Origin of the sequence: Gluconobacter sp. P5B12 (assembly GCF_018812035.1) — a bacterium.
Lineage (GTDB): Bacteria > Pseudomonadota > Alphaproteobacteria > Acetobacterales > Acetobacteraceae > Gluconobacter.
The window spans coordinates 124,972-149,468 of record NZ_JACRVV010000004.1 but is presented as its reverse complement, the minus strand read 5'-3'; the positions used below and the strand labels follow the sequence as shown (position 1 = coordinate 149,468).

At 56.4% G+C, this 24,497-nt stretch carries 26 protein-coding genes and 1 tRNA gene; 11 read left to right on the top strand and 16 right to left on the bottom strand.

Going from position 1 to position 24,497, the window contains the following annotated elements; translation table 11 throughout:
- Positions 1 to 2 precede the first annotated feature (2 nt).
- Genes accC through aroQ form a run of 3 tightly spaced genes read right to left on the bottom strand, consistent with a single transcriptional unit; the run spans position 3 to position 2,253 of the window.
- Complete coding sequence (gene accC, locus KP702_RS09155; protein WP_215768808.1) at positions 3 to 1,352, bottom strand: acetyl-CoA carboxylase biotin carboxylase subunit; 1,350 nt, start codon at positions 1,350 to 1,352, stop codon at positions 3 to 5.
- The gene (locus KP702_RS09150) at positions 1,352 to 1,807 is read right to left on the bottom strand and encodes an acetyl-CoA carboxylase biotin carboxyl carrier protein subunit (protein ID WP_099213141.1); all 456 of its coding nucleotides are present in this window, start codon (positions 1,805 to 1,807) and stop codon (positions 1,352 to 1,354) included. Before KP702_RS09150 ends, accC begins: the two co-directional genes overlap by 1 nt.
- Positions 1,804 to 2,253, bottom strand: coding sequence for a type II 3-dehydroquinate dehydratase (aroQ, locus tag KP702_RS09145; protein ID WP_023943307.1), 450 nt, complete (start codon positions 2,251 to 2,253; stop codon positions 1,804 to 1,806). The genes KP702_RS09150 and aroQ overlap by 4 nt, the downstream gene beginning before the upstream one ends.
- A 155-nt stretch (positions 2,254 to 2,408) precedes the next feature.
- Here aroQ and KP702_RS09140 point away from each other — a divergent pair, with 155 nt between their 5' ends.
- Positions 2,409 to 3,026 carry a septal ring lytic transglycosylase RlpA family protein gene (locus KP702_RS09140; RefSeq protein WP_237389971.1) on the top strand — a complete coding sequence of 206 codons (618 nt, stop codon included), beginning with the start codon at positions 2,409 to 2,411 and terminating at the stop codon, positions 3,024 to 3,026.
- Positions 3,027 to 3,056: 30 nt separating this feature from the next.
- On the opposite strand, the gene KP702_RS09135 is transcribed toward KP702_RS09140, so the two are convergent.
- Positions 3,057 to 4,205, bottom strand: a complete 1,149-nt coding sequence (locus KP702_RS09135) for a YihY/virulence factor BrkB family protein (protein ID WP_202207752.1) — start codon at positions 4,203 to 4,205, stop codon at positions 3,057 to 3,059.
- A gap of 382 nt (positions 4,206 to 4,587) precedes the next feature.
- Here KP702_RS09135 and KP702_RS09130 point away from each other — a divergent pair, with 382 nt between their 5' ends.
- The gene (locus KP702_RS09130) at positions 4,588 to 5,727 is read left to right on the top strand and encodes a type III PLP-dependent enzyme (protein WP_064275088.1); all 1,140 of its coding nucleotides are present in this window, start codon (positions 4,588 to 4,590) and stop codon (positions 5,725 to 5,727) included.
- 163 nt (positions 5,728 to 5,890) lie between these two features.
- Positions 5,891 to 6,052, top strand: a complete 162-nt coding sequence (locus KP702_RS09125; protein ID WP_237389982.1) for a molybdopterin-binding protein — start codon at positions 5,891 to 5,893, stop codon at positions 6,050 to 6,052.
- 123 nt (positions 6,053 to 6,175) lie between these two features.
- Here the strand turns inward: KP702_RS09125 and KP702_RS09120 are convergent, their stop codons facing one another.
- The 6 genes from KP702_RS09120 to KP702_RS09095 form a co-directional block, all read right to left on the bottom strand.
- Positions 6,176 to 6,736 carry a hypothetical protein gene (locus KP702_RS09120; protein WP_202207753.1) on the bottom strand — a complete coding sequence of 187 codons (561 nt, stop codon included), beginning with the start codon at positions 6,734 to 6,736 and terminating at the stop codon, positions 6,176 to 6,178.
- A gap of 200 nt (positions 6,737 to 6,936) precedes the next feature.
- On the bottom strand, positions 6,937 to 7,434 hold the full coding sequence (locus KP702_RS09115; RefSeq protein WP_202207754.1) for a molybdenum cofactor biosynthesis protein MoaE: 498 nt from the start codon (positions 7,432 to 7,434) through the stop codon (positions 6,937 to 6,939).
- The gene (locus KP702_RS09110; RefSeq protein ID WP_202207755.1) at positions 7,431 to 8,258 is read right to left on the bottom strand and encodes a MoaD family protein; all 828 of its coding nucleotides are present in this window, start codon (positions 8,256 to 8,258) and stop codon (positions 7,431 to 7,433) included. Before KP702_RS09110 ends, KP702_RS09115 begins: the two co-directional genes overlap by 4 nt.
- Positions 8,255 to 8,737: a cyclic pyranopterin monophosphate synthase MoaC gene (gene moaC / locus KP702_RS09105; protein ID WP_202207756.1), complete on the bottom strand. Its 483-nt coding sequence runs from the start codon at positions 8,735 to 8,737 to the stop codon at positions 8,255 to 8,257. The genes KP702_RS09110 and moaC overlap by 4 nt, the downstream gene beginning before the upstream one ends.
- A gap of 18 nt (positions 8,738 to 8,755) precedes the next feature.
- Positions 8,756 to 9,793 (bottom strand): GTP 3',8-cyclase MoaA, encoded by a 1,038-nt coding sequence (gene moaA, locus KP702_RS09100; protein ID WP_202207810.1) that lies wholly within the window; start codon positions 9,791 to 9,793, stop codon positions 8,756 to 8,758.
- Positions 9,783 to 10,991: a molybdopterin molybdotransferase MoeA gene (locus KP702_RS09095; RefSeq protein ID WP_202207757.1), complete on the bottom strand. Its 1,209-nt coding sequence runs from the start codon at positions 10,989 to 10,991 to the stop codon at positions 9,783 to 9,785. Before KP702_RS09095 ends, moaA begins: the two co-directional genes overlap by 11 nt.
- A 133-nt stretch (positions 10,992 to 11,124) precedes the next feature.
- Between KP702_RS09095 and KP702_RS09090 the strand changes: the two genes are divergently transcribed.
- Both KP702_RS09090 and KP702_RS09085 read left to right on the top strand, forming a co-directional pair.
- Entirely contained in the window at positions 11,125 to 12,090 is a 966-nt protein-coding gene (locus KP702_RS09090) for an XdhC family protein (protein ID WP_215768807.1), read from the top strand.
- Positions 12,090 to 12,680, top strand: a complete 591-nt coding sequence (locus tag KP702_RS09085; protein ID WP_202207759.1) for an NTP transferase domain-containing protein — start codon at positions 12,090 to 12,092, stop codon at positions 12,678 to 12,680. Before KP702_RS09090 ends, KP702_RS09085 begins: the two co-directional genes overlap by 1 nt.
- 9 nt (positions 12,681 to 12,689) lie before the next feature.
- Here KP702_RS09085 and KP702_RS09080 read toward each other — a convergent pair whose 3' ends face one another.
- From KP702_RS09080 to KP702_RS09065, 4 genes are all read right to left on the bottom strand, one after another.
- Positions 12,690 to 14,111, bottom strand: coding sequence for a mannose-1-phosphate guanylyltransferase/mannose-6-phosphate isomerase (locus KP702_RS09080; protein WP_202207760.1), 1,422 nt, complete (start codon positions 14,109 to 14,111; stop codon positions 12,690 to 12,692).
- 333 nt (positions 14,112 to 14,444) lie between these two features.
- Entirely contained in the window at positions 14,445 to 15,380 is a 936-nt protein-coding gene (locus KP702_RS09075; protein WP_237389972.1) for a DMT family transporter, read from the bottom strand.
- A 94-nt stretch (positions 15,381 to 15,474) separates the two neighbouring features.
- Complete coding sequence (locus tag KP702_RS09070) at positions 15,475 to 16,380, bottom strand: SDR family oxidoreductase (protein WP_202207761.1); 906 nt, start codon at positions 16,378 to 16,380, stop codon at positions 15,475 to 15,477.
- Positions 16,377 to 17,792: a hypothetical protein gene (locus KP702_RS09065; protein ID WP_237389973.1), complete on the bottom strand. Its 1,416-nt coding sequence runs from the start codon at positions 17,790 to 17,792 to the stop codon at positions 16,377 to 16,379. The genes KP702_RS09070 and KP702_RS09065 overlap by 4 nt, the downstream gene beginning before the upstream one ends.
- A 325-nt stretch (positions 17,793 to 18,117) precedes the next feature.
- On the opposite strand from KP702_RS09065, the gene rplM reads away from it, so the two are divergent.
- The 3 genes from rplM to KP702_RS09050 all read left to right on the top strand — a co-directional run bounded on the left by rplM (position 18,118) and on the right by KP702_RS09050 (position 20,362).
- Complete coding sequence (rplM, locus tag KP702_RS09060) at positions 18,118 to 18,591, top strand: 50S ribosomal protein L13 (RefSeq protein WP_046901116.1); 474 nt, start codon at positions 18,118 to 18,120, stop codon at positions 18,589 to 18,591.
- Positions 18,592 to 18,600: 9 nt separating this feature from the next.
- Positions 18,601 to 19,092: a 30S ribosomal protein S9 gene (gene rpsI, locus KP702_RS09055; RefSeq protein WP_010502298.1), complete on the top strand. Its 492-nt coding sequence runs from the start codon at positions 18,601 to 18,603 to the stop codon at positions 19,090 to 19,092.
- A gap of 190 nt (positions 19,093 to 19,282) precedes the next feature.
- Positions 19,283 to 20,362: a branched-chain amino acid aminotransferase gene (locus tag KP702_RS09050; RefSeq protein WP_202207762.1), complete on the top strand. Its 1,080-nt coding sequence runs from the start codon at positions 19,283 to 19,285 to the stop codon at positions 20,360 to 20,362.
- A gap of 177 nt (positions 20,363 to 20,539) precedes the next feature.
- Here the strand turns inward: KP702_RS09050 and KP702_RS09045 are convergent.
- A tRNA-His gene (locus KP702_RS09045) sits at positions 20,540 to 20,615 on the bottom strand.
- A 76-nt stretch (positions 20,616 to 20,691) separates the two neighbouring features.
- Positions 20,692 to 21,555 carry an SDR family oxidoreductase gene (locus KP702_RS09040; protein ID WP_202207763.1) on the bottom strand — a complete coding sequence of 288 codons (864 nt, stop codon included), beginning with the start codon at positions 21,553 to 21,555 and terminating at the stop codon, positions 20,692 to 20,694.
- Positions 21,556 to 21,728: 173 nt separating this feature from the next.
- Between KP702_RS09040 and KP702_RS09035 the strand changes: the two genes are divergently transcribed.
- From KP702_RS09035 to KP702_RS09025, 3 genes are all read left to right on the top strand, one after another.
- Positions 21,729 to 23,183: a SulP family inorganic anion transporter gene (locus KP702_RS09035; RefSeq protein ID WP_202207764.1), complete on the top strand. Its 1,455-nt coding sequence runs from the start codon at positions 21,729 to 21,731 to the stop codon at positions 23,181 to 23,183.
- Positions 23,184 to 23,266: 83 nt separating this feature from the next.
- Complete coding sequence (locus KP702_RS09030; RefSeq protein ID WP_202207765.1) at positions 23,267 to 23,881, top strand: cupin domain-containing protein; 615 nt, start codon at positions 23,267 to 23,269, stop codon at positions 23,879 to 23,881.
- Positions 23,878 to 24,303 (top strand): cupin domain-containing protein, encoded by a 426-nt coding sequence (locus KP702_RS09025; protein ID WP_202207766.1) that lies wholly within the window; start codon positions 23,878 to 23,880, stop codon positions 24,301 to 24,303. The genes KP702_RS09030 and KP702_RS09025 overlap by 4 nt, the downstream gene beginning before the upstream one ends.
- Positions 24,304 to 24,497 lie beyond the last annotated feature (194 nt).

Below are 24,497 nucleotides of genomic sequence, written 5' to 3'. Positions count from 1 at the left end.
CTTCAGGACTTGGTCTGGGCGGCGACAAAGTTTTCCAGCCAGTGAATTGTGTAGTCACCTTTCTGGAAAGTCGGATCCGCCAGAATTTTCCGATGAAGCGGGATAACCGTTTCCACTCCATCCACCACACATTCATCCAAAGCACGCTGCATGCGGGCAATGGCTTCCTGGCGCGTCGGCGCATGAACGATAAGCTTGGCGATCATGCTGTCGTAGTAAGGCGGGATGCGATAGCCAGCGTAAATGGCGCTGTCCATTCGCACACCAAGGCCGCCAGGTGCATGGAAAACATTGACCGTGCCCGGGCTCGGCGCAAAGGTTTCCGGGTTCTCAGCGTTGATGCGGCACTCGATCGCATGGCCGGACATCTTGATGTCCTTTTGCGTATAACCGAGTTGCTCACCAGCAGCGATCCGGATCTGCTCACGCACCAGATCGACACTGCACACCATTTCCGTCACCGGATGTTCCACCTGAAGGCGGGTATTCATCTCGATGAAGCAGAACTGGCCGTCCTGATACAGGAACTCAAGTGTGCCAGCATTCCGGTAGCCCATGCGTGCCAGAGCCTCGGTCGAAGTCCGACCGATTTCTTCACGTTCGGCATCTGTCAGAGCCGGGGAACCGGCTTCTTCAAGCAGCTTCTGGTGACGACGCTGGAGGGAGCAGTCACGCTCGCCGAAATGCACCACGTTGCCATGGGCATCCCCAAGGACCTGAAGCTCGATATGACGCGGGCGATCGAGATACTTCTCAAGATAGACTTCGTCATTGCCAAAGGCGGCGCGGGCTTCTGCACGAGCTACCGACCAGGCTTCCTCGATATCATCTGCGGTCTGCGCAACCTTCATGCCGCGACCACCGCCGCCGGCAGCGGCCTTGATCAGGACCGGATAACCGACCTTCTCGGCGACTTCACGGGCAGCCTGAATATCGACCAGCGCCCCATCGGAGCCCGGCACCAGCGGCACGCCAAGCGCGCGCATGGTCGTCTTGGCGGTAATCTTGTCGCCCATCGTGCGGATATGCTCCGCCGTCGGGCCAATGAACGCCAGACCATGCTCTTCAACAGTCTCGGCGAACTCGGCATTTTCTGACAGAAAGCCATAACCCGGATGAATGGCATCCGCGCCCGTAATCATGGCGGCTGACAGAATGGCAGCGACGTTCAGATAAGAATCGCGTGCACTTGGTGGACCGATGCAGACGGCTTCATCGGCAAGACGCACATGCATTGCATCGGCGTCGGCCGTTGAATGCACAGCCACGGTTTTGATGCCCATCTCACGGCAGGCGCGCTGGATACGCAGCGCGATCTCGCCTCGATTGGCAATAAGGACTTTAGAAATCATTACTCGATGATCGCCAGAGCTTCGCCAAATTCAACAGGCTGCCCGGACTCGACAAAGAACTTTGTCAGGGTACCAGAGCGGGGAGCCTTAATCTGGTTAAAGGTTTTCATAGCTTCGATCAGCATGATCGTCTGACCGGCAGAAACCGTCTGACCTTCCTGAGCGAATGCCGGAGAAGCCGGATCGGGTGCCAGATAGGCGACACCCACCATCGGGCTTGGAACCGCACCAGGATGCTTGGCAGGATCAGCCGGAGGTGCCGCAACAGGAGCAGCGGCTGGCGCTGCGGCGGGAGCGGCCGCAACGGCTGGTGCAGCAGCCTGAACCACGTTGACGTTGCGCGCCACGCGAATGCGGCTATCAGCTTCGGAGATCTCGATTTCGGTCAGGCCGGTCTGCGTCAGAATATCGGCCAATGCCCGAATGGCATCCTTGTCCACGAGCATGCGGCTCATCCTTCGTCTTCGATCATGTCGGTTATTGCCTGAAGCGCATGCGCGTATCCCCTGACGCCGAGGCCGCAGATCACACCGATGGCGGCCTGCGAGACGTAGGTATGATGGCGGAATGGCTCCCGGCGATGAATGTTGGAAATATGAACCTCAACTATCGGCAACTCAACCGCAAGAAGCGCGTCGAGCAGGGCAATCGAGGTATGCCCATAAGCAGCAGGATTAATCACGATTCCATCAGCGCGGCCGCGACACTCCTGCACCCAGGACACAAGTTCTCCCTCACCGTTTGTCTGGCGGAAATCGATCGCGACATCGAGGCGTTCAGCAGCCTGAATACACACCTGCTCGACATCGTCGAGCGTAGCGTGACCGTAGATTCCAGGCTGGCGCAGACCCAGCATATTGAGATTCGGACCGTTCAGAACGGCAATGAGAGGACGTTTCATCTGGCCGCGCGATAGCACTTTCGGAGCCGTCATGAAAGCGTCATCGCCCTAATCCTGCCGTCTTCAGAGGGTTCAAAAGGGGGACAGGCCCATGGTTTTGTGCTAGGAAGCACGGCTCAAGCCCGTTTTCGTCCACTGGAGAAGATACCAGTCTAGTGAAATTTGCCCCGCCTGCCATTCGCTCATCCCGTCGACTGTCTCCCCTGCGCAGCATGACATTTGCACTCGCGCTTGCCGGAATTGCAGCTGGAACGACTGCCCATGCAGCAGACGATTCTTCTGGTGATGCAGCGGGGACGGTCCGGACCAGCTGGGCAGCCTCTGTTCGATCCGCGCTGGCAAACCGGGCCCACAAGGCCGCGTCCTGGACCCAGCATGGCATGGCGAGCTGGTATGGGCGTCATTTCCACGGACGTCGCACCAGTAGCGGGACGATCTTCAACACAAATGATCTGACGGCCGCACACCCTTCCCTGCCAATTGGCACAAAACTGCTGGTGACGTCTGAAGATACGGGCCGTTCTGTTGTCGTCACAGTGAACGATCGCGGGCCGTTCAATAGCCGCATCATCGATCTGTCACATGCGGCAGCGGCGAAGATCGGAATGCTGAACAGCGGAACTGCCCACGTCACCATTGCCCGTATGGCTGACAAGCCCGCGTCAGATGCCGCGAGCGAAGTCGCGGAAGCCGAGTCCAAGGATACGAGCGAACAAGCCATCAAGGCTGCGGGCACCCAGTCTGACACTACGAAGCAGCCCACCCACCGTTAAAACGACGGACGGGCTGAGTTACCCCGGTGTTTACCGGGGCGTACTTTCAGCCGTAACGGCTTCAGCAATTAAAGGGTCTGTCTGTGGCAGACCGGCAATCCGGGGCTGCGCCCCTTTGATGCGTTCTTCCAGCCCCGCGTTCAGCTCCGCCCCAAAGAGCACGACGTACGCACTCACAAAGAACCACATCATGATCGCCGCAACCGCCCCCAAGGGCCCGTATGTTGCGCCGTAGCTCGCAAAGTGCGCTACGTACCACGAAAATCCGAGCGACATGAGAACCCACAGGACGGTCGCCAGCGCTGATCCGGGAAATATCCACCGCCACTTTGCTGGCTCCCGACTGGGGGCAAAGCGATAAAGCATCGTTACTGCCACGAAGACGAACAGCAGCATCAGGATCGGTGCAAGCGTGTGCACGACAAGCGGCGCACCGTAAGACACCAGCAGATCAAACGGCGGCGGCGGCTTTCTGAAACCCAGATAGCGCGGAAGGTAATCAACCAGCGCAGGCGCAGCCACCATCAGCGCCAATGTCAGCGCAGCCCCAACAACAGCCATCAGAGTGGTGGCCAGAGCAGTCGCCTGGAACCTCAGGAAGCCGCGTGTTTCGGTGGCATTATATGCCATGTTCAACGCGGACAGGATCGACTTCGTACTGGCTGAAGCGGACCACAACGCGACGGAAACAGAAAAAATCAGCCCGATGGTCAGAGACGTATGCGGCTGGGAAACCAGCTCGTGAATACGATTGCCAATCAGCGAATAAGCTGTTGGGGGCAGCAGATGACGCAGCACTTCAAGCTGCGGCTCAACGGTCTGCAGATCGAAAGCCAGACCATATAGCGAGATTAGACTCGATATGGCTGGAAAGAGAGAGAGCGTGGCGTAGAACGCACAGCCCGCGGCAGAGAGGGACGTCTGGGACGATCCCACTTCCGAAAAGACCTGACGTAAGACAATCTTCCAGCCCGCCTTGGGCATACTTAGGGGAGAGTTCGCTCCCGTGCCCGGGGCGTCGGGACCAAGCTCACGTGCCTTGCGAATATCTTCTTCGCTAGGTTCAGGCGTCAGTTCATGGACACGCTGGATATCCTGATGGATTTGTTTCCGGTCAGGGTCCGAAGGTGCGTCTGGCGCTGGACCGGAAGCTGACGCAGAATCGGGAAATAAGCTCACTCAGGGGTCCTCGGCAGTTCCTGTTATGGGCAACAGGCGAGATTAAGTCGTTCCGTTCTCGAGATCGACAGAACCTAGCATACGCAGAAATCACCTTCTGCGTTCCGAATTTGCCCTGATTTCACTCTCCTCAATATTTCCAAAACACAAATAATGCAAAATTAGCTCTTGCAACGGCGGGGCTTTGGTTTCATACGCCCCGTCACGCAGCAACGCACGTGCCACTGGCCCTCTCGAGGTTACGCAACGACGTCAAGCGTTCTGGCCTTCCGGGTCCCGCTTCTTTTGGGTCCCCGCTATTCGCTGGTCCGTTCGACCGTTTCGCAACACACTCGCAGGGTGTAACTGTTCCCTGACGAGTCCGGTTCTGGGAAAGAGTGTCATGACTCCCAAAATCACCCGTTTTCTTGCCGAGCAGCAGCCGGCAACCCCTTGCCTCGTCGTTGATCTCGATGTTGTGGAAAGCAACTATCGTGCCCTTCACGACGCCCTACCAGCTGGCAAGATCTATTACGCCATCAAGGCCAATCCGGCACCGTCCATCCTGAAGCGCCTTGTCGCTCTGGGATCGTCTTTCGATGCAGCATCGCTCGAAGAAATCCGGATGTGCCTGAAGGCTGGCGCCACACCTGATCGCATCTCCTACGGCAATACGCTCAAGAAGGTTGGTGCCATCCGTGAAGCCCGGGACATGGGCATTGATCTCTTTGTGCTCGACAGCATGGAAGAGCTCGAAAAGATTGCAGAGAACGCACCGGGAGCGCGCGTCTTCTGCCGCCTGGCTGTTGAGAACGAAGGCGCTGACTGGCCGCTGTCGCGCAAGTTCGGCACAACAATTGCCCACGCCCGCGACCTGATGATCCGCGCGCGCGATCTGGGCCTGCATCCCTATGGCCTCTCGTTCCATGTCGGAAGCCAGCAGACGGGTATCGCCGCCTACCAGCACGCTATTGCTACGGCCGCACGCCTCTATCATGAGCTGCGCGCGGAAGGCCTTGACCTTCAGATGATCAATCTGGGCGGCGGCTTCCCAACCCATTATCGGGAAGACATTCCGTCTGTGCAGGAATTTGGCGCCGCCATTCAGGCCGCTCTCCGCGAGCACTTTCCTGACGAGCAGCCAGAAGTTCTGCTGGAACCGGGCCGATATATGGTCGGTCAGGCCGGTGTAGTGTCGAGCGAGGTCATTCTTGTGAGCCGTCGTGGCGGTGCAGAAACAGACCCACGCTGGGTCTATCTGGACATCGGGCGCTTCGGTGGCCTCGCAGAGACGGAAGGTGAAGCCATTCGCTACACATTCCGCACGTCTCGCGACGACACAGACAGCTCACGTTCCCCCTGCGTCGTGGCAGGACCAAGCTGCGATGGTGTCGATATTCTCTATGAGAAGAACCGCATCCCGCTGCCGAACAGCCTAAAGTCTGGAGATCGCATCGAAATCCTGGCGACTGGCGCTTATGTTTCGACCTACTGCTCCGTCGGGTTCAATGGTTTTCCGCCTCTGACCGAGCACTATATCTAAGTTGCTTCTGATTGGGGGTGGCACAGACCATCCCCGAAAAAAGCCTTGTCTACTCCCTCAGGCCTTGTGTCCTAATGTGTCACCCCCATCTCCAAGGGGGTAGTAAAAGGACCGCACCATGAAACTCAGCGCACGTAATCAGCTCAAAGGTCAGATTACATAGATCGTAAAAGGCGCAACGACGTCTCACATCACGATCGACGTCAACGGGACGATTATTACAAGTGCCATCACCAATGAAGCTGTTGAGGAACTGTCACTGACAGCGGGCAAGGAAGCCTATGCCGTTATCAAGGCTTCCAGCGTCATGGTCGGCGTGGACTGAGCCCACGCACCTACTTGGCCCAGACTTCACTCAGATTGCAGGGCAGTCTGGTGAGGTCTGACCGCTTTTAAATCCAAGCCCTGCAGGCTGTGGTATTTCGTCTCTTGCAGATTTCAGCAGAATTCAGTGCAGGGTACGTCCCGCCCAGGCCTGAGGGATATCCCGTGGCCAAAGCACGCGCATTTCAGCCGGATGAATCTTTTTCCACCGCGCCAGAGATGACAAAGCTCCGGCCCCTGCTGTCTTGCGCTCATGCCGCGGAAGCCAGTGACCAATCCCAGCCATACAGTCTGAAATCAGGGCGAGAGCCGTGACAATGTAACCCTGCATCAGTCGTTCGGGGAAAAGGTCAGCAAGAAGGTGAAAGACTTCCTTCTGGCCATCATTCTGCACCGTCTGGATCCCCTGGAGAAAGCGCTCCTCCATCGCACTCAGCCCCTGAGAGCCCGGCGGATTGATATCCAGCACAGGGAGCCCGGCTTCTCTCAGATGCTGGGCTGCATCCTCGAACGCTCGCTCCGCGGCATCAAGAACAGGACGGAAAGATGCCGGAAACATGCCATCCGTCGTGCGGGTTTCATGGCAGTACGGCAGGCGGTATCGGCTGACCAGACACCGGATACTCCAGAGTGCCAGTCTTTCGCAGCAGCACAGGTCAGACAGGAAAAGCGGTGTCCGTGTCATGATCAATCTCCGAATCAGCAGAACCAGAGACACTCTAATTGAGAATGATTTGCAATATCAAACTAAAAATGCGTGACCGCACGCTTGTGGCACGAAAAAAATGCTTGCCGCCCTCTTCTGGAAAGAGGACAGCAACACTCTGATTTTCAAAAAGAAAGAGAATGCCCGGCAAGAGTCAGACGTACTCGCCGGACAATAGATCAGTGCTTGTGACCGCAAGACCCATGATCGTGATGATGATGATCGTGATCGTCATCGCTTATCCGGGGAGCGACCTGACAGTGATGGCAGGCCACCCATTCGGCGTCACCATCCAGATAATGCTCTTTCTTCCAGACGGGCACCCGGTGCTTGATCTCGTCGATGATATAACGACATGCCCGGAACGCTGCATCGCGATGAGGCGCAGACACGCCGATCCAGACGGCAACATCCCCAACCCGTAGTGTTCCCGTCCGGTGCATGGCCACAGCATGGCTGATTTCAAATCGGGCCAATGCTTCTTCAATAATCCGCGCACCTTCTTTTTCTGCGAGGGCAGCGTAGGATTCATATTCCAGACCATCCACTGGACGGCCCTCGTTGCTATTGCGAACCCAGCCTTCAAAAGTGCAGAAGCCACCAGCTTCGGCCAGATGTAAGCCCTCTCGCAGCATGTCCAGATCGACTGGCGCATCAGCCATCAGAAAATGGGTCATCCGCCGGTCACCGGCGGAATGAACACAACGTGGTCCCCGCTCTTCAGAGGCTGCGTCCAAGGTGCGAAATCTCCATTCAAGGCAACCCGGAGACGATCAGCCTCAAACGGAAAGCCATATTTCTCTTTCAGTTGCTCATAAAGCGGACCGACCGTTCCGAAATGCGTTTCCACAGTTTCAGTTTTCTGCCCTGCAAGTTCACGCATCTGAGCAAAATATTCCACATCGAGGCGGATCATCTGTCCTCCCAATCGCCGTGAGACGCTTGCACGCTCTTCCGGAGTATTGATGTTATCCAGAGCACCAACTGTCTCCGGAGAAAGCAGTAGCGTCCGGCTATTGATAAGAAGCTTACGGGGGCATTTCCGCCCCCCTTCGACCTGACGCGCCAGAGCGTCCAGCGCTTCCGGCTCCCAGATCGCACAGAGAGGTTCTGGCAGCCCATCATGTTCGCTGCGATAGGCTACCGCAACATGCTGATCATCCCGGGCAGCAATCAAAGTTTCAAGCGTAACCTGATCAAGAAGCGGCAGATCACACGCCAGAACCAACCAGGCGGCCTCTGGAAAAGCCTGATGCGCGGACAGGAGGCCCGCAGCGGGACCGTCTACTGTGACCGCGTCAACAATCTGAGGAAACTGCGCCCGCAGCGGGTCCTCCTTCTGTGCCGGACGCACGGAAACAAAACAGCGCTCGACAAGAGGAGAGAGCGCCTCAAACCCAACCTGTAACTGGGGCGCTCCGTGATAGGACAGTTCAGCCTTGTCCTGCCCCATCCGCGCACTGACGCCACCCGCCAGAACCAGACCGTAAAGCGGCCTCATGCTTCAATCCGCTGGAAATCACGTTTCCCACCGGCCTTCCCCATAAGCTTCACTTCGCGAATGACCATGTCATGAGACAGAGCCTTACACATGTCATAGATCGTCAGAGCAGCAACGGAGGCACCCGTCAGGGCTTCCATTTCCACGCCTGTCTTGCCCTGGCAGGACACGCGGCAGTCGATGACGGCTTCATCGCCCTCCATCGTGATTTCCACACGACATCCGTTCAGGGATAGGGGATGACACAGCGGAATCAACTGGGACGTCGCTTTCACACCCATGACACCCGCAATCTGAGCAACAGTCAAAACCGCGCCCTTCTTGGTCATGAATCCGGCATCATTTAGCGTCTGCGCAACGTCCCGGGGAAAGAGAACACGGGCCTGAGCATGAGCCGTGCGGTCTGTCACGGTCTTACCGCTTACATCCACCATGCGCGGATCTTCACCACGTTCATCAACATGAGTGAGCGTTTTCATCCGTCCTGACCTCCCGATCTAACCACCGATATAATTCATTTCTATCCGACGTTTCGTCGAAGATACCTCACCGGCGGTTCGTTCTTCACTGTACCTGTCGGTACGCATCCGCCACACCGAAGCCAGACGTTCGCGTAAAGCCTCTTCATCCGCCCCGCTGCGAAGAAGTGACCGCAGGTCTGTCCCTTCCGAAGCGAAAAGGCACGTATAGATCTGCCCGTCCGACGACAGCCGCGCCCGTGAACAATCCCCACAGAACGGAGCGGTGACGGAAGAAATAAACCCAATCTCTCCCGCACCATCCTGATACCGATACCGACGCGCAACCTCACCCTGATACTGCGCGCCTAATGGCTCAAGCGGCCAGAGAGCATTCAACCGCTCGACCAGTTCGCGGGACGGGACGACTTCACCCAGTTCCCAGTGATTCCGCGTGCCCACGTCCATATATTCAATAAAGCGCACAATGACGCCTGTATGACGAAAGCGGGCCGCAAGAGCCTCCACACCATCATCATTTACACCTCGCTGCACGACGGTGTTCAGCTTGACACCACCGGGGAATGACAACGCCTGTGCATTTTCGATCGCACGTAGCACCGGCTCCAGCTGCGCCCTACCACCGCTCATTCGTGCAAACACAGCCGGATCAAGACTATCCAGGCTCACGGTAATGCGCCCCAGCCCCGCATCTTTCAGGGACTGCGCGTGACGATCAAGCAGAACACCATTGGTCGTAAGTGCCACATCTTCGACGCCCGGTATCTCCACCAGTCTGCGAACCAGAGATACCAAATCAGGCCGAAGGAGAGGCTCGCCGCCCGTCAGGCGCAACTTGGTCACGCCTAGGGAAACCGCCGCCCGTGCCACCTGAACGATCTCGTCAAAGCTCAGACGTTCTTTAGGCTCCAGAAAGCGGAAATGTTCATGATACGTGGCTTCCGGCATGCAGTAAGGGCACCGGAAATTACAACGGTCCATCACCGAAATCCGCAAATCGTGCAGAGGACGATTGAACCGGTCCCGAACAAATCTGTCAGTCGTGCTACCAGCCATGGAACACAGCATATGAGCCCGCAGGCGCAATGCCCTCTCCGGCGGCCAGCTCTACAAATCCATCGGTTGCCGCGAGAAAACTGAAATCACCGGATGTCGGCATCGGATAGGGCGTGGCCAATGCCTGTCCCGAGCCGTCATGCTGAACACGAACGGGCAGATAACGAGTCAATGTTGAAACGCGTGCAGCATCGGCTTCCAGCTTCACGATATAGGTTTCTGGCCGAGCCACACCCTGCCCTGCCAAAAGCATGGGAATGACATACCGTGTAGCACAGCAGGTTGCCGAGACAGGATTGCCGGGCAAACCAAAAACGCGTTGTCCCTCAGGGCCAACACCAAACCAGAGCGGCTTGCCGGGACGTTGCGCAACCTTATGAAAAACCCGCTCTACACCAAGTTTCGTCAGCGCCTTGGGGACGTGATCGAACTGCCCCATTGAGACGCCGCCACTCAGGATCAGCACCTCATGCCGGGCAAGCTGCTTCTCCAGTGCCAGCATGGTCTCAGCCAGATCATCGGGGACAACCGAGCGTTCAAGGCGAGTAAACCCTCTGGACGCCAGCACTCCTGTCAGGGCGTATTCATTTGAACGTCGGATTTCCCAACTCTGAACCGTCGAGCCGACATCGACGAGTTCGTCGCCCGTGGAAATAATCCCGACCGAAGGCACGCTGGACACTTCAACGGTCGGATATCCATTTCCTGCCAGCACAGCCAAAGCCGGTCCATTCAGACGCAAGCCTGGCTTCAGGAGTTCATGTCCCGCCTTGCAGTCTGAGCCCTTCAGATGGATGAACTGGCCTTTCTGCGGCTCGTACCCCGCCTCAAAGTGCACACGCTGACCATCCCGGATCAATCGCTCGACGGGGACAACGGTATCCGCCCCTTCCGGCAAGACAGCTCCCGTCATGACATCAAGGCAGGTCGCCCCATCGGGCAAAGGCCGCGCGGGCACCCCAGCACGCTGGACGCCATGACAACCCAGCACTGCGCCTGTGCCGTAACGATAGGCCATACCATCCATCATGACCCGGTCATAAGGAGGCTGATCACGTTCGGCATGGACGCTCTGTTGTAGGATGCGGCCGGAAGCCTCGGCCAACGGAACGTGTTCTGTTCCCAAATGACCTGCATATCCGAGGACGAGGTCCACGGCTTGTGCGACGCTCAGGAGTTCGACCAATTTCTGCTCCATTGATGATCCGTGCCGGAGTCCGTTCCTGCCGATATAGACCCAATGCGGTCCTGATCAACTCCCCAGCGTGACAGGCTATGTCACAAGCGCATTTGGGATTAGTCTCATGGCCCCATAAAGGAAAGGATATTTCATGATTGGGCCGGACGGGCTTGTTCCTCTTCCCCAGTGGCCAGACTATGGCCTGACAGACGATCTCCTCCCTTACCTGGAGATCTGGCTGGCACAGGGGAAAGAGGTAGCCCTCGCTACGCTGGTGTCAATCACCGGATCGTCTCCACGCCCCCTTGGCAGTGAAATGGCCATTTCCAGCGCGGGAGACGTGCAAGGCTATGTGTCTGGTGGATGCGTGGAAGCAGCAGTAGCCGCAGAAGCCCTGCAATGCCTGAAAGATCGCCAACCCAGAACCCTGGATTATGGCGCAGGTAGTCCGGTTCTCGATATTCAACTGACCTGTGGTGGCAGGATTGGTATCTTCGTTCGGCCTATCGGAGACCTTGCGACTTATGTCGCTGCGCTCCGTCAGGCGAGAGAAGCCCGTCAGGCCATCACCGTACAAACGGATCTCGCAACCGGCGAGATGCAGGTTTCGCCTTCAGCTGTGCAAACCCAGGGTACTCTGTTTGTACGACGATACACGCCGCCGATTCGACTGATTGTCGCGGGAGGAGATCCGGTGACACTGGCTCTGCTGAAGCTGGCCCCCCAGTTCGGGGTTGAGCCTTTCTTGCTACGCCCACTGGGCCCTGCGCTTCCGCCGGAAGGATTAGCGCCGGAGTGCTACGATCGTCGCTATCTGGACGAGGCTCTGCATGACTTGCGTCTGGACGCCTGGAGCGCAGTTTACGCTCTGACCCACGATGCTCACACTGACCTGGCCATCGCCTCGAAAGCTCTGAAATCTGACGCCTTCTGCGTTGGAATTCTGGGGAGCCGACGCAAAATCTCCAACCGGCTTGCTGCATTACACGCAGCCGGCATCACCTCAGAAGATCTAGAGAAACTGCACCTGCCCGCAGGGATGGATATCAACGCGCGTAATCCGATGCAAATTGCTCTGTCGATTTTATCCCAGATCATAGCGAACCGCCCAGCATAATGCCTCATGACGCAGTTCTTCTTGCCGCAGGCGGCAGCACGAGACTGAAGCGACCCAAGCAGTTGCTCACCCGTCAGGGCACACCGCTTGTCCGGTACGTTGCAGAACTTCTCCTGAGCACATCTCCGGACCGATTGGTCATCATCACCGGAGGCTCCGCCGAAGCCGTCGCTTTAGCCCTTAACGGGCTCCCTGTGGACATATGCTACAACCCGCTTTGGAACACCGGTTTGGCGAGTTCCATTCAATGCGCAGCACGAGCTTTGAGTAGACGGGACAGGTCAATTCTCATCGCGGGAACAGACCAGCCGAGGCTATCTCTGCCACACCTGCTCCGGCTGAGGGACACCCTCCCAGCCAATGCGAATGTCGTCACACAGTACAAAAAAGGCGCGATGGGGATCCCGGTTCGCATGTCTGCCGCCACATTAGCCAAGGCCCCCGAACTCAGTGGGGACAAGGGGTTTCGGGACCTGTGGGCAGACCTACCACCAAAAAAAATCGAGGCCCCCGAATTGCTCGAAGACCTCGATACTCCTGATCAAATGGCCGAAGCCGTCAAGGCAGGGTGGATTGATCCGCCTGCCTGACGCCTCAGATCAGCTTCGTGCGTATACGTCTTCGATACGAACGATATCATCTTCCCCGAGATAAGGACCGGACTGAACCTCAATCAGGGTCAAAGGGATCTTGCCCGGATTTTCCAGTCGGTGAACACAGCCCAACGGGAGATAGATGCTTTCGTTTTCACGAACCATCACCAGGTCCTCATCCCGTGTCACCATGGCGGTTCCACCAACAACAACCCAGTGCTCCGCACGATGGAAATGCTTCTGCAGTGAGAGCTTTGCCCCGGGCTCGACTACGATACGCTTGACCTGGAAACGATCGGCCTGAATGAGGCTTTCATAGAAGCCCCATGGACGATAGCACCGGTTATGCGCGACCGCTTCCTTGCGCCCTGCCTGTACCAAGCGGGTTACCATATGCTTCACGTCCTGAGCGCGATCGCGATGAGAGACCATGACCGCATCCGGTGTCACCACCACAATCAGATCATCCACACCAGCAACGGTGGCAATGATACCATCAGAACGGACGTAACAGTTCCGCGCATCGTCAAGGAAAACGTCACCAAAGGTTGCATTTCCCTCAGCGTCCTTGGGCGTCAGATCCCAGAGGGCATCCCAGCTTCCGATGTCCGACCACCCAAAATTGCCCGGAACGACAGCCGCAAGCTTGGTACGTTCTGCAATGGCATAATCAACAGAGATATCAGGCGCAGCTGCAAAGCTTTCTTCTTCCAGCCGTTCGAAATCCATATCCGTATGGCGCTTGCGAACTGCTTCCCCGACGGTTTCGTAAATCCGTGGCTCGTATTGTTCCGTCTCTTTCAGGAATACGCTGGCCTTTGCAAAGAACATACCCGAGTTCCAGAGATATTTCTCGGACTGAATGAGTTCTTCGGCTTGGGCGGGCTGCGGTTTCTCAATGAAACGGGACACGCCATAAACGCCCTGTACATCGGCAAGCTCGGAGCCAACTTCAATGTACCCGTACCCCGTCTCAGGGCGCGTCGGTTTCATTCCAAACGTCACGATCCGACCCGCATCAGCAGCCTTCAGGGCATTTTTCAAAGACTCCTGAAGCGCTTTCTCATCAGTAATCGCAGCGTCCGCCGCCATGATCCAGAGAATGGCATCCGGGTTCTGCTCTGCAACCATGAAAGCAGCAGCCGCGATGGCAGGGGCTGAATTCCGGCCGACCGGCTCGAGAACGATTTTCGGCTTCCGAATTCCAGCATCGCGCAGTTGTTCGGCGACGATGAAACGATGCTCCGAATTACAGATCACGACCGGATCGGCAAAGCCTGCGGCCCGGCCGCGCAGGGCTGTTTCCTGAATGAGGGTCTTGTCGCTAAGCAGGGGCCAGAACTGCTTCGGATAGCTCTTGCGGGAAACCGGCCAGAGGCGGCTTCCGGACCCACCAGACAGAATCACTGGGACGACGTTCTGAACCATGAAGCAGATATTCTTCCATCAGTTGATGAAGTAGCCACGCACGTCCGCAGCCATATTTGCAGACGATTTTACAGAGGCTGAGGAGCGTTGCCAATCGCACCACACGTGAAGAACGCTGAAGATGCCCGAAAGTCCATACGGTCACAACGCGACAAAAATAAGATCAAAAAATCAAAAATTGAAACAGCGCCAAACATCGACGTTTTACGTACAGAAGGGAAAAGCCTCTAATTCTGACGATCAACACTCCTTTATATAGAAAACATACGTTTCTTCAGTGCTGCCAGCTCCTTTGATGCATCTTAACACCGCACGAAACATACAATTCTCCTCTCAACCGGCTTCAACGGGCGGGCGAGAAGACGGATGATGTCTTTGCCAGTGCTCTTCCAACGCCAATCGTTCGTAATGAAGCTTCTGTCGCATCCAGTGCAGCATGCCAGAAAGTGTCACGATAACGATGCCCACGAACGTCCAGCTATCCAGGGGCTGATGGAAAAGGAGGTAGCTGAATGCGACTGCCCAGAGCATCTGACTGTACTGGGGCAGTGCAACCCGGTTAGCCGGCGCCAGAGCCGTTGCCATCATCATGAAGAGCTGACCAAGAGCGGCCAGGAAACCGTATCCGAACAAAAGCGCCCAGTTTCCAGCACCATGTGGCCACGTGGCGTGTGCCAGCATCAAAAGACCATCGCCGATCAACGGGCCAAACAGGCTTGAGCCAAACAAGGACAGTCGGGCGCTCTGGTTTCCGGCCAGTCTGTATGCGATCACACTGGCAGCATTCGCCATGGCTGCGATCACCGCACAGAGGTGCCCCAGATGAAACGCCCGCACACCCGGTCGTAGAACGATCAGGACTCCGAGAAATCCCACACCGACTGAAAGCCAGGTCCACCCAGAAACCTTTTCTTTCAGAATTCCGACGGAAATCAGGGTCACGAAAAATGGCATCAGGAACATGAGTGACAATGCTTCTGGCATCGGCAGCAGCATAAAAGCCATGACACTGGAAGCCGTGGACACAAATGTCGCAAACGCACGCAACAGCCACATGGACGGGCGATCCGTCGCGAAAATATCGGAATAGGATTCCTGTGGCTTTCGGATGAAGGGCAGAATCAGAAAACCGAAAATACCGCCTGAAAAAGCAACTTCAAACGGATCCAGCTGCCCAGCAAGGCCTTTGGAACAGGCATCGCTAATGGAAAAAAGGGCAAAAGCCGCGAAAGACAACATCATGCCTGATGAGAGGAACTTCAGATTCACCCGATGAGTCTCCACGCATTCCGGACCGTACATAATGGCCCGGAGACTATGGAGACCTCATCTGCCGCGCAGTCAATGTGACAAAACATTAAAACTAAACTGTATGATCCTGATGAGCGGGCGGTACTGCCAAAAGATTCTGCAGCCCTATCTCCAACGGCATCGGGTTCACGCCCAGGCGCTCCCTCATCGGAGCAATATCGAAGTTCTTGTCTTCCAAAAGGCGTCGGATTTCTTCCGGCGCAATTGTGGGCAGCTTAGGAACGTGCCGCATGATGTGAGCAGCCGCGATCAGAAACCACGCAGGAAGCGAGATGATTGGCCGACCACCGAGCCCTGAAAAGTAGAGAATCATCCGAACAAACGTTCGGTAGGGAACAGCATTGGGGCCAGCTATGACAAAAACCTCTGGCCCGCTGACTTTCCCACCCAGAATAAGATCAATGGCCGCAACAACGCAGCGTGTGACGTCCTGCTGATGAATGGGCTGAACTAGCGAGCGCCCGCCACCAGGTAGCGGAACAATCGGCAGACGCTCCAGAAGCCGCGCAAGCCGCTGCACATTATCCTCTCCCTGAGCACCATAAATCATCGTCGGGTGCAGAAGAATGGAAGGGCGGCCATCTGCCTTGAGGGCAGCTTCGCCGGCCAACACCCCACGACCATGATCATCCAGCCAACGCGTAAACTTGCGAGTGCTGCCAAGAGCAACAACAGGCGCACGGGTTGCAAGCAGAATGGCTGGAAGATGACGGGCATGAGCTGTATTCACGACAACGTCCGCATGCTCCAGCGCAATTGGAAGAGCAACCGGATCTGTCAGATCGGCCTGTCTTACGGCTGTGCACATCTCTGCAAGATCAGGAGCCAGTTTTCCTCGGCTCCGCACAACCGCGATGACACTTTGCCCTTGAGCAATCAGCTGACGACAGAGCGCCGAGCCTGAACGACCACTGGCGCCAATAACGCAGATCGTAGACGTGCTGACGCTTTGGCTCACTGGACGGTCACCTTGAGATTATCCGGCGACATCAACGTCATGGCTGCCGTAGGCGACGACGCTATTGCTGCTAATGCCGTGAGCGTCAAAGGCGGCTTTGGTGTCAGAGTAATCGATAACGTGCGGTCATTGGGGTTGGCGAAGTAATCCGGCAGAGCCGCCAGGGCAGGATATGGCGACAGCCCCATTTCCATGCCCTGCGCGAGAACCGTTCTTGCCTGGTCCTGCGCTGCACCGTCCAGAGGGCGTCCTGCATTCAGGGACGGAAGAGACTGGACCAGACGATCGCCATGCAACGTGAGAGTCACCTGCGCCAGCTGAATGGCATCATGCGGATTTTTGGCTGTTCCAACCTTGAGCTGCTGATCCGAAGGACCGAGCAAATTCATGCCGAAATGAGCTTCGGTGAAGTTTGGAATGTTCAAGACACCCTGCACATGCAGTTCGCCCGTCTGCGCAATCCGCTCTTGCGTATATTTCAAGGTTGAAGAATGCCCATCAATATGGACCGGCACCTTGCCGCTTGAAGAGTGTGTGTGAAAACCCTCTCCTTCGAAAACCGTCGTGTCTTTGCCGCTTTTACGCGTTCCTGTACCAATCAGCGTATCCATGCTGAACGTTCTGTCTGCCGAAATGATCTGCGTGCCGCTCAGCTTCATGCTTTCAAGAGGTGGCAGCGCATAGGCAGCGGCCTCGTTCCCCGCCTGCTCGTAGGCAATCCGGGTGGCAAGTTCAGGCTGGCGAAGCTGGAAATTTTTCAGAGACATCTGCACTGACATGGCGCGAGGCGTTCCGTCAGGCTGAAGCGTCGTACGGGACGCAATGGCAAGGCCGTTCTGGATCGCGATCGTTGTCGTGCGTCCCGGGCCGTAACCATCAATCTGGATCGAATCTGACGTCAGACTGTTGAAGTGCATGCTGTTCGGCTGAAGAACCTGCGAAAGATTCTGCACCGACAGATGATCAATATATCCACGCTCCAGATTCAGATGCCCCAGATCAAGCGACTCCAGACCGCTTTTCCCTGCGGGAGGCGGAGGAGTCACCAGATGATTCAGAGTGACGGAATGAGCCCGGATGACCGCAGTAGGCGTCTGGAGAGACGGATCCACCATATCCATATGGGACAGCGTCAGGCCACCATCAGGTGTCGGGATTGGATGACCCAGACGTAAAGTATGTGCCCGGAACGTCATGTTGCCATTCTGAAGAATGACATCCGTCAGCAACGCTCCACGAGCGAGAATGGCCGGGCGCGCGGCGGAATAGCTCAGGGTTGCTCCCACAGGAAGGGAGGCACGGAACCGGGAAATCCCCCGATCAAGCGCAACAGAGGCTGCGTGATGGATACCAATCGCGCTCATTCCAGCGATGACTGCGAGCAGGCTCGTTGTGAGCCAAGGGCGTTTCACGTTGTTTTTCCTGTTTTTCATCGACACTGGGGACAGGAAGATGCGGTCCCTGAATTGAGGGCAGGATACCATTCCGGGCGTCCGGGGCAAATCAGACCCAAAAAAATTGCGGTATCATAATACCTCATAGCTCAAAATGGCTGGAAACCGGGCCGAATCAGCCATCCTGATTCCAAAAGATGACTTGACGGAAAGCCGCGAGCCCGCAATAAGGCCGCACCTGATCCGCTTTCTAGGCAGCAGCATTCTCATCAGAGAATTCTTCTGTTTGTGAAAGCGCCATCCACGGCGCGGCCCTGTCGCGCCCCAAGCTGGAATGTCACTAATGAAGACCACACGTTCGCTGAAGCCGGCGGAGGTGACGAAGAACTGGGTGCTGATCGACGCCGAAGGGCTCGTTCTCGGCCGTCTCGCCACCATCATCGCTACTCGTCTCCGCGGCAAGCACAAGCCGCAGTTTACCCCGCATGTCGACTGCGGTGACAACATTGTTGTCATCAACGCAGAAAAGATCGCTCTGACGGGTAACAAGTTCGGCCAGAAGCTCTTCCATTACCACACGGGTCATCCGGGTGGCATCAAGGAGCGCACCATCACGCAGCGTCTCACGGGCAAGAACCCGGGTCACGTTGTCGAGAAGGCTGTTGAGCGCATGATCACGCGCGGTCCGCTGCAGCGTGCTCAAATGAAGCACCTTTATGTTTACGCTGGTTCCGAGCACCCGCATGACGGCCAGAAGCCTGTCAAGCTGGACGTGGCTGCCCTGAACCGCAAGAACACAATCTCACACGAGTCGTAAGGCCTGACCATGTCCGAGACCCAAGAGCGCACCGGCACGCTGCAGGACCTTGCGAGCGTTGCTCCTGCAGTAGCCACCAACGCCGCCCCGGTTCACGAAGTAAAGCGTGACGCCCAGGGCCGTTCCTATGCTACCGGCCGTCGTAAGGACGCCGTAGCCCGTGTGTGGATCAAGCCTGGCAAGGGGGACATCATCGTCAATGGCCGTCCGGTCACGACGTATTTTGCCCGTCCGGTTCTGCGCATGCTTCTGACGCAGCCGTTCCTGATCGCTGACCGCTACAACCAGTTCGACGTGTATTGCACAGTCGCTGGTGGTGGCCTGTCCGGCCAGGCTGGTGCAGTTCGTCACGGTATCTCCCGTGCACTGACGCACTACGAGCCGAGCCTGCGCGGCATCCTGAAGGCTGCCGGATTCCTGACGCGTGACAGCCGTATTGTCGAGCGTAAGAAGTACGGCCGTGCGAAGGCACGTCGTTCCTTCCAGTTCTCGAAGCGCTGATCCGTCAGCTTTTCGAAGCTTTGGAGAAACCCCGGTCACTCTGTGGCTGGGGTTTTTTCATGCCTGAGGCGCAAACTTTAATTTCCATCAGAAAGTGAATTTGGAAATAATATTTCCCTATCGCCTCTCCCCAACTCCTGTGGCAGAGTGCCCCGCACGTTTATCAGAGTAGCTTGCGGAAGTTCTTTTCATGACGACCTTCACTATTGAAAAAACCGAAACCCCGATGGATCCGGCTCATCGCGCGCAGCTTCTTGTCAGCCCGGCTTTCGGTCGTGTTTTCACTGATCATATGGCGACCATTCGCTATACGAGCGAAAAAGGCTGGCACGACGCCAAAATTACAGCGCGCCGCCCCTTGAGCATCGACCCGGCATCCACAGTCCTGCACTACGGACAGGAAATTTTCGAGGGCATGAAAGCCTATCGGGAAGCAGATGGTCATATCGCGACGTTCCGTCCGCAAGCCAACGCAGCCCGTTTTGCAGCCTCTGCCCGCCGGATGGGCATGGCTGAACTGCCCGAAGACCTCTTCATTCAAGCCGTTGATGAACTCGTCCGTATCGACCAGGACTGGGTTCCGGCTGGTGAAGGACAAAGCCTCTATCTTCGCCCCTTCATGATCTCCAATGAGGTGTTCCTCGGCGTAAAGCCTGCAAGCGAATACCTGTTCATTGTCATCGCCTGCCCGGTAGGCGCCTATTTCAGCGCAGGCTGCGTTTCTGTCTGGGTTTCCGAGTTCTACACCCGAGCAGCGATTGGTGGCACGGGCGAAGCCAAGTGCGGCGGCAACTATGCCGGCAGCCTTGTCGCTCAGGCCGAAGCCAAGGAGAAAGGCTGCGATCAGGTTCTGTTCCTCGATGCCCGTGAACGACGCTATGTCGAAGAAATGGGTGGAATGAACGTGATGTTCGTACGCAACGACGGCAAGATCGTCACGCCTCCCCTCGGAGGCACCATTCTACGCGGCATTACCCGTGACAGCCTGATCAGACTGGCTGCCGACAACGGCATCGAAGTTATCGAAGAACCCGTTGAAATCGACGAGATCTTCACGGGAGCCGCATCCGGGAAATACACCGAAGCCTTCGCCTGCGGCACGGCTGCGGTACTTTCACCCGTTGGCAAGCTGGTCCGGCCTTCCGGGGAAGCCGTGTTTGGCGACGGCGAGACGCCGGGTCCGGTGGCCACCAGACTGAAGAAAATTTTGACCGATCTTCAGGGCGGCCGCACCAATGACGCCCATGGCTGGGTGCATCGCATCGTCTGACGACAAAAAACTCCTGTCAGTTCAATACTAACAGGAGTTTTTACAGCTTTGACAACCACAGATCAGGCTTTCCAGCTTCTGATCGGCATCAAATACGGATTGCGCAGTCACACATCCGAAAGAACGCACCCAAACCCGTAATGGGATTTAGTCGGGCAATATTTTAAGAGAGATTGCTGGGGCGAATGACGGGGATCGAACCCGCGACAACCGGTACCACAAACCGGCGCTCTACCGACTGAGCTACATCCGCCACACAGCGATGCGTTCTTTAGAGAAAGGTTCAGCTGGCGTCTAGCCCTTTCTCAAAGTTTTCTTCAATTTTCTGCTTAGATAACAGGGACACCACCAGTTACAGCAATATTGGCACCCGAAACGTAACTTGCCTCATCACTGGCCAGAAAGACATAGGCCCCGGCGAGCTCCGCAGGTTGCCCCGGTCTTTTCATCGGACCATCTGCTCCAAAGTTGCGAACGTGCTCTCCACCCATGGTTGCGGGAATCAGCGGCGTCCAGATTGGTCCGGGAGCAACCGTGTTTGAGCGTATTCCCTGTTCCGCCAGCAACTCTGCCAGACCACCGCTGAAGTTCAATATGGCGCTTTTGGTTGCAGAATAGGCCAACAGCTTTGGCTTTGGCCGATCCGCATTGACAGAGACGGTGTGAATCAGGGAACCGCCTTCAGGCATATGAGGAACAACCAGCCGCGATAGCCGGAACACTGCGCCTGAATTCGTATCAAACGTCAGATCCCATTCGTCTTCGCTGACATCTTCCAGAGATTCACGTTCGATCTGAAAAGCAGCATTATTGACGAGCACATCCACCTTGCCGAACTCGGCCACCGTCTTGTCGACGATTTCCTTGCAGACGAAGCGCTCTTTAATGTCTCCCGGCAAGAGCAGCGCTTTTCGTCCCGCTTTATCGACCCATGCTGCAGTCTCGCGGGCGTCGTCCAATTCTTCGGGCAGGAATGACAACGCTACATCCGCCCCTTCCCGCGCAAAGGCAATCGCGACTGCACGGCCAATCCCGGAATCGCCTCCGGTGATAATCGCCGTTTTTCCCCTCAGGCGTCCATTCCCCACATAGGTCTGCTCACCATGATCAGGCTTGGGTGTCATTTCTGACGTCTGGCCCGGAATATGCTTTTGCAATGGTGTGTCGAACGGGGGCTTCGGATATCGGCTCATGTCGAACTCCTTAAGTTGTTCTCATGCCAACGCTGTGAATGCAGTGAATGTTCAATCATCTTTCCACGTGAACATCTTCAATCCTGCTCTAAGGCACGGTACACTGGCCGCACCATTGCCGCGCCGGGCCCGAATACGTCGCACCCTGTAGCTCTTCACTCTCAAGGATTGTCATGACACCCGCTCTCTACCGCCGCCAGTGGGGACAAAACCCGCTGCGTGAGGTTCTGGCTGGCATGGTCGGCACTTTTGCCCTCATTCCCGAAGTCATTGCCTTCTCTTACATCGCCGGTGTTTCACCTGCGGTCTCGCTGTTCGCGTCTTTTGTCATTTCGGTCTCAATCGCAATTTTTGGTGGCCGACCCGGAATGATCTCAGGAGCCGCAGGATCTGTTGCTCTTGTTGCCGCACCACTCGTACATGCCCACGGCGTGCAAGCCATGCTGCTCGCCACCCTGATCGCCGGCGCTCTACAGATTGTGTTCGGCCTTCTGCGCCTTCAGGCCGTTATGCGGTTTGTTTCTGCGGAAGTTCGCACAGGCTTCGTCAATGCGCTGGCCATCATGATCTTTTCCGCACAGATGCCACAGCTATTGGGTGTTGGCTGGGAAACTTACGCCCTGATCGCTCTGGGTCTCGTCATCATCTACCTGCTTCCCAAGATTTCTGACGCCATCCCATCCCCGTTGATTTGCATTGTCCTGCTGACGGCCATCACAATGGTCCATCCAATGCCTGTTCACACGGTGTCAGATCTAGGGGAACTCCCAACGGGTCTCCCTCACCTCACTATTCCCCACATCAACCTGGATTGGGCGACCCTGTCAGCCGTTATTCCCTATGCCGTCGCCATGGCTGCCGTGGGTTTGCTGGAATCCATGATGACAGCATCAGTCGTCGATGACCTGACGGACACGCACGGCAATCAACGTATGGAGTGCACAGGCCTTGGCATCTCCAACATTCTCGTTGGAGCATTCGGCGGCATTGCCGGGTGTGGCATGATCGGCCAGACAGTCGGCAATCTGCGTTACGGCGGCCGCGGACGTCTCTCCACCTTCACGGCAGGCGCTTTTCTGCTTGCCCTGATGGTCCTTCTTCATCGCTGGGTGGGACAGGTTCCGATGGCCGCTTTGGTCGCCATCATGATCATGGTTTCGATCAGCACATTCTCCTGGGGCAGCCTGCGGGACGTCACGCGCCAACCCAAGCTTTCAAGCCTGACAATGCTTGTAACCGTCGTTGTGGTCGTGCTGACGCATGATCTGGCTGCCGGCGTTCTAGCCGGGGTTCTCCTGTCGGGCGTGTTCTTTGCCTGGCGCGCTGCCAGCCTGCTGACTGTAACCAGCCACCGCGACGGATCAACAGAGACCTATACCATCTCCGGGCAGGTCTTTTTTGCGTCCGCAGACGGCCTTTCGGCCGAGATTGACTATCTGACGAACGCTGAACTCGTCGTACTCGATTTAACGCATGCAAGGTTCTGGGATGTCACGTCCGTTCAGGCACTGGAAAAGGTCCTGGACAAGCTTCGAAGTCATGGACGTACAGTTGAAGTCACAGGCCTGAAGCATGAGCAGCATGGCATAATTGCATCTCAGTCGGACAATACGCTTCTGGCAATGTGACACGCCTTTCACGGAATATCGCATCCGGACAGGAAGCAGGATACAAAGACCTACTCATGATTGTGAGAGGGGAACCTGCCCGGATGCGCAGATTTGTTATCACCAGCCTCCTATGCTCCATCCTCGCTTCCGGAAGCTCTGCCTCCGCACAACCCGCGTTTCACAATAAAAACGCCACAGCTCAGATACCTGCTGCCGCACAGGCTCTGATCAATCGCTACAACATGCAGCCCGTTCCTGTGGAAGGTGGCTGGTTTTCCCAGCTTCAGCGCACCACAGAAACTATTGCGGGCTCGGCTTTGCCTGCACGCTATGCTGGTGTCACACACCCTCTCTCCACAGCGATCCTGTTCGTGGAAACACGACGGGACTTCTCTGCACTTCACACCCTGAAGACAGCCGAGATCTGGCATTTCTACGCTGGAGATCCCGTTCATCTTCTGTTGCTTCATCCTGACGGCCGAGGCCAAAGTATCACGCTGGACCGGGACCATCCTGCCTATGTCGTTCCTGAAGGTGTTTGGCAGGGCTCGGCACCTATCGGTCCCGCTGGCTGGTCATTTGTTGGCACGACCATGGCTCCGGGCTTTATTCCCGAAGACTTTCAACTGGGTGAACGCAAAGCCCTTAGCGAGCGTTATCCTGCCTTCCGCAAGCAGATTACTGCCCTCACCCGTGTGAAAGTCCAGACCCAATGAAGATCAGCCTTGGTATTCTGTCGCTTCTGTTCGCACCTGGTTTTGCAGCCGCGCAGGTTGTCCACCCAGACCATGTTCCAGCAATTTACCCCGCACCAGGCAGTACCCTGCAGGAATTTATCGGTATTGGATCTGCACTCCCGTCCCATCATCAGAGCATTGCACTCTTCACCCTGACCGCAGGAACCACCTATCCTGAGAGTTACAATCGACGTTCGGAAGAAATCTTCCTGATCCATGAGGGAGAAGGCACCGTCTGGCTTGGAGATCAGATAACTCTTGTCAAAGCAGGCGACATCATTCGCATCAGCCCACATTTGAAGCACAAGATTGCGGCTTCCCCGCACTCGCCCCTCAGTTTTTACGCAATCTCGGCTCCCCCTTTCACCGCCGATGATTACATCCTGACCCCACCGCGGTGATGCCTCCAGCACCAGGCTCATTTCCTTCAAGAAATTTAATATCCCTGAATTCCCTGCAGTATTAAAAGAATGATCTGACTGCTCTTCCTGAAGCAGGTGAATGAATCTGCTTCAGACCGCGATGCAGTTTTCCATACAATCTTTAATGTTGCGGTAATCCAGTCTTCATACTCCCGTTTGATGAAAACTGTATT

Excerpts from the sequence above, each read along its gene's own strand:
- KP702_RS09090 (WP_215768807.1), top strand. The coding sequence starts at position 11,125 with ATGATTGGGCCGGACGGGCTTGTTCCTCTTCCCCAGTGGCCAGACTAT.
- KP702_RS09150 (WP_099213141.1), bottom strand. The coding sequence starts at position 1,807 with ATGAGCCGCATGCTCGTGGACAAGGATGCCATTCGGGCATTGGCCGAT.
- KP702_RS09095 (WP_202207757.1), bottom strand. The coding sequence starts at position 10,991 with ATGGAGCAGAAATTGGTCGAACTCCTGAGCGTCGCACAAGCCGTGGAC.
- KP702_RS09050 (WP_202207762.1), top strand. The coding sequence starts at position 19,283 with ATGACGACCTTCACTATTGAAAAAACCGAAACCCCGATGGATCCGGCT.
- KP702_RS09110 (WP_202207755.1), bottom strand. The coding sequence starts at position 8,258 with ATGAGGCCGCTTTACGGTCTGGTTCTGGCGGGTGGCGTCAGTGCGCGG.
- aroQ (WP_023943307.1), bottom strand. The coding sequence starts at position 2,253 with ATGAAACGTCCTCTCATTGCCGTTCTGAACGGTCCGAATCTCAATATG.
- KP702_RS09080 (WP_202207760.1), bottom strand. The coding sequence starts at position 14,111 with ATGGTTCAGAACGTCGTCCCAGTGATTCTGTCTGGTGGGTCCGGAAGC.
- moaA (WP_202207810.1), bottom strand. The coding sequence starts at position 9,793 with ATGGCTGGTAGCACGACTGACAGATTTGTTCGGGACCGGTTCAATCGT.
- KP702_RS09025 (WP_202207766.1), top strand. The coding sequence starts at position 23,878 with ATGAAGATCAGCCTTGGTATTCTGTCGCTTCTGTTCGCACCTGGTTTT.
- rpsI (WP_010502298.1), top strand. The coding sequence starts at position 18,601 with ATGTCCGAGACCCAAGAGCGCACCGGCACGCTGCAGGACCTTGCGAGC.
- rplM (WP_046901116.1), top strand. The coding sequence starts at position 18,118 with ATGAAGACCACACGTTCGCTGAAGCCGGCGGAGGTGACGAAGAACTGG.
- KP702_RS09130 (WP_064275088.1), top strand. The coding sequence starts at position 4,588 with ATGACTCCCAAAATCACCCGTTTTCTTGCCGAGCAGCAGCCGGCAACC.
- KP702_RS09115 (WP_202207754.1), bottom strand. The coding sequence starts at position 7,434 with ATGACCCATTTTCTGATGGCTGATGCGCCAGTCGATCTGGACATGCTG.
- KP702_RS09120 (WP_202207753.1), bottom strand. The coding sequence starts at position 6,736 with ATGACACGGACACCGCTTTTCCTGTCTGACCTGTGCTGCTGCGAAAGA.
- KP702_RS09085 (WP_202207759.1), top strand. The coding sequence starts at position 12,090 with ATGCCTCATGACGCAGTTCTTCTTGCCGCAGGCGGCAGCACGAGACTG.
- KP702_RS09030 (WP_202207765.1), top strand. The coding sequence starts at position 23,267 with ATGCGCAGATTTGTTATCACCAGCCTCCTATGCTCCATCCTCGCTTCC.
- KP702_RS09035 (WP_202207764.1), top strand. The coding sequence starts at position 21,729 with ATGACACCCGCTCTCTACCGCCGCCAGTGGGGACAAAACCCGCTGCGT.
- moaC (WP_202207756.1), bottom strand. The coding sequence starts at position 8,737 with ATGAAAACGCTCACTCATGTTGATGAACGTGGTGAAGATCCGCGCATG.
- KP702_RS09040 (WP_202207763.1), bottom strand. The coding sequence starts at position 21,555 with ATGAGCCGATATCCGAAGCCCCCGTTCGACACACCATTGCAAAAGCAT.
- accC (WP_215768808.1), bottom strand. The coding sequence starts at position 1,352 with ATGATTTCTAAAGTCCTTATTGCCAATCGAGGCGAGATCGCGCTGCGT.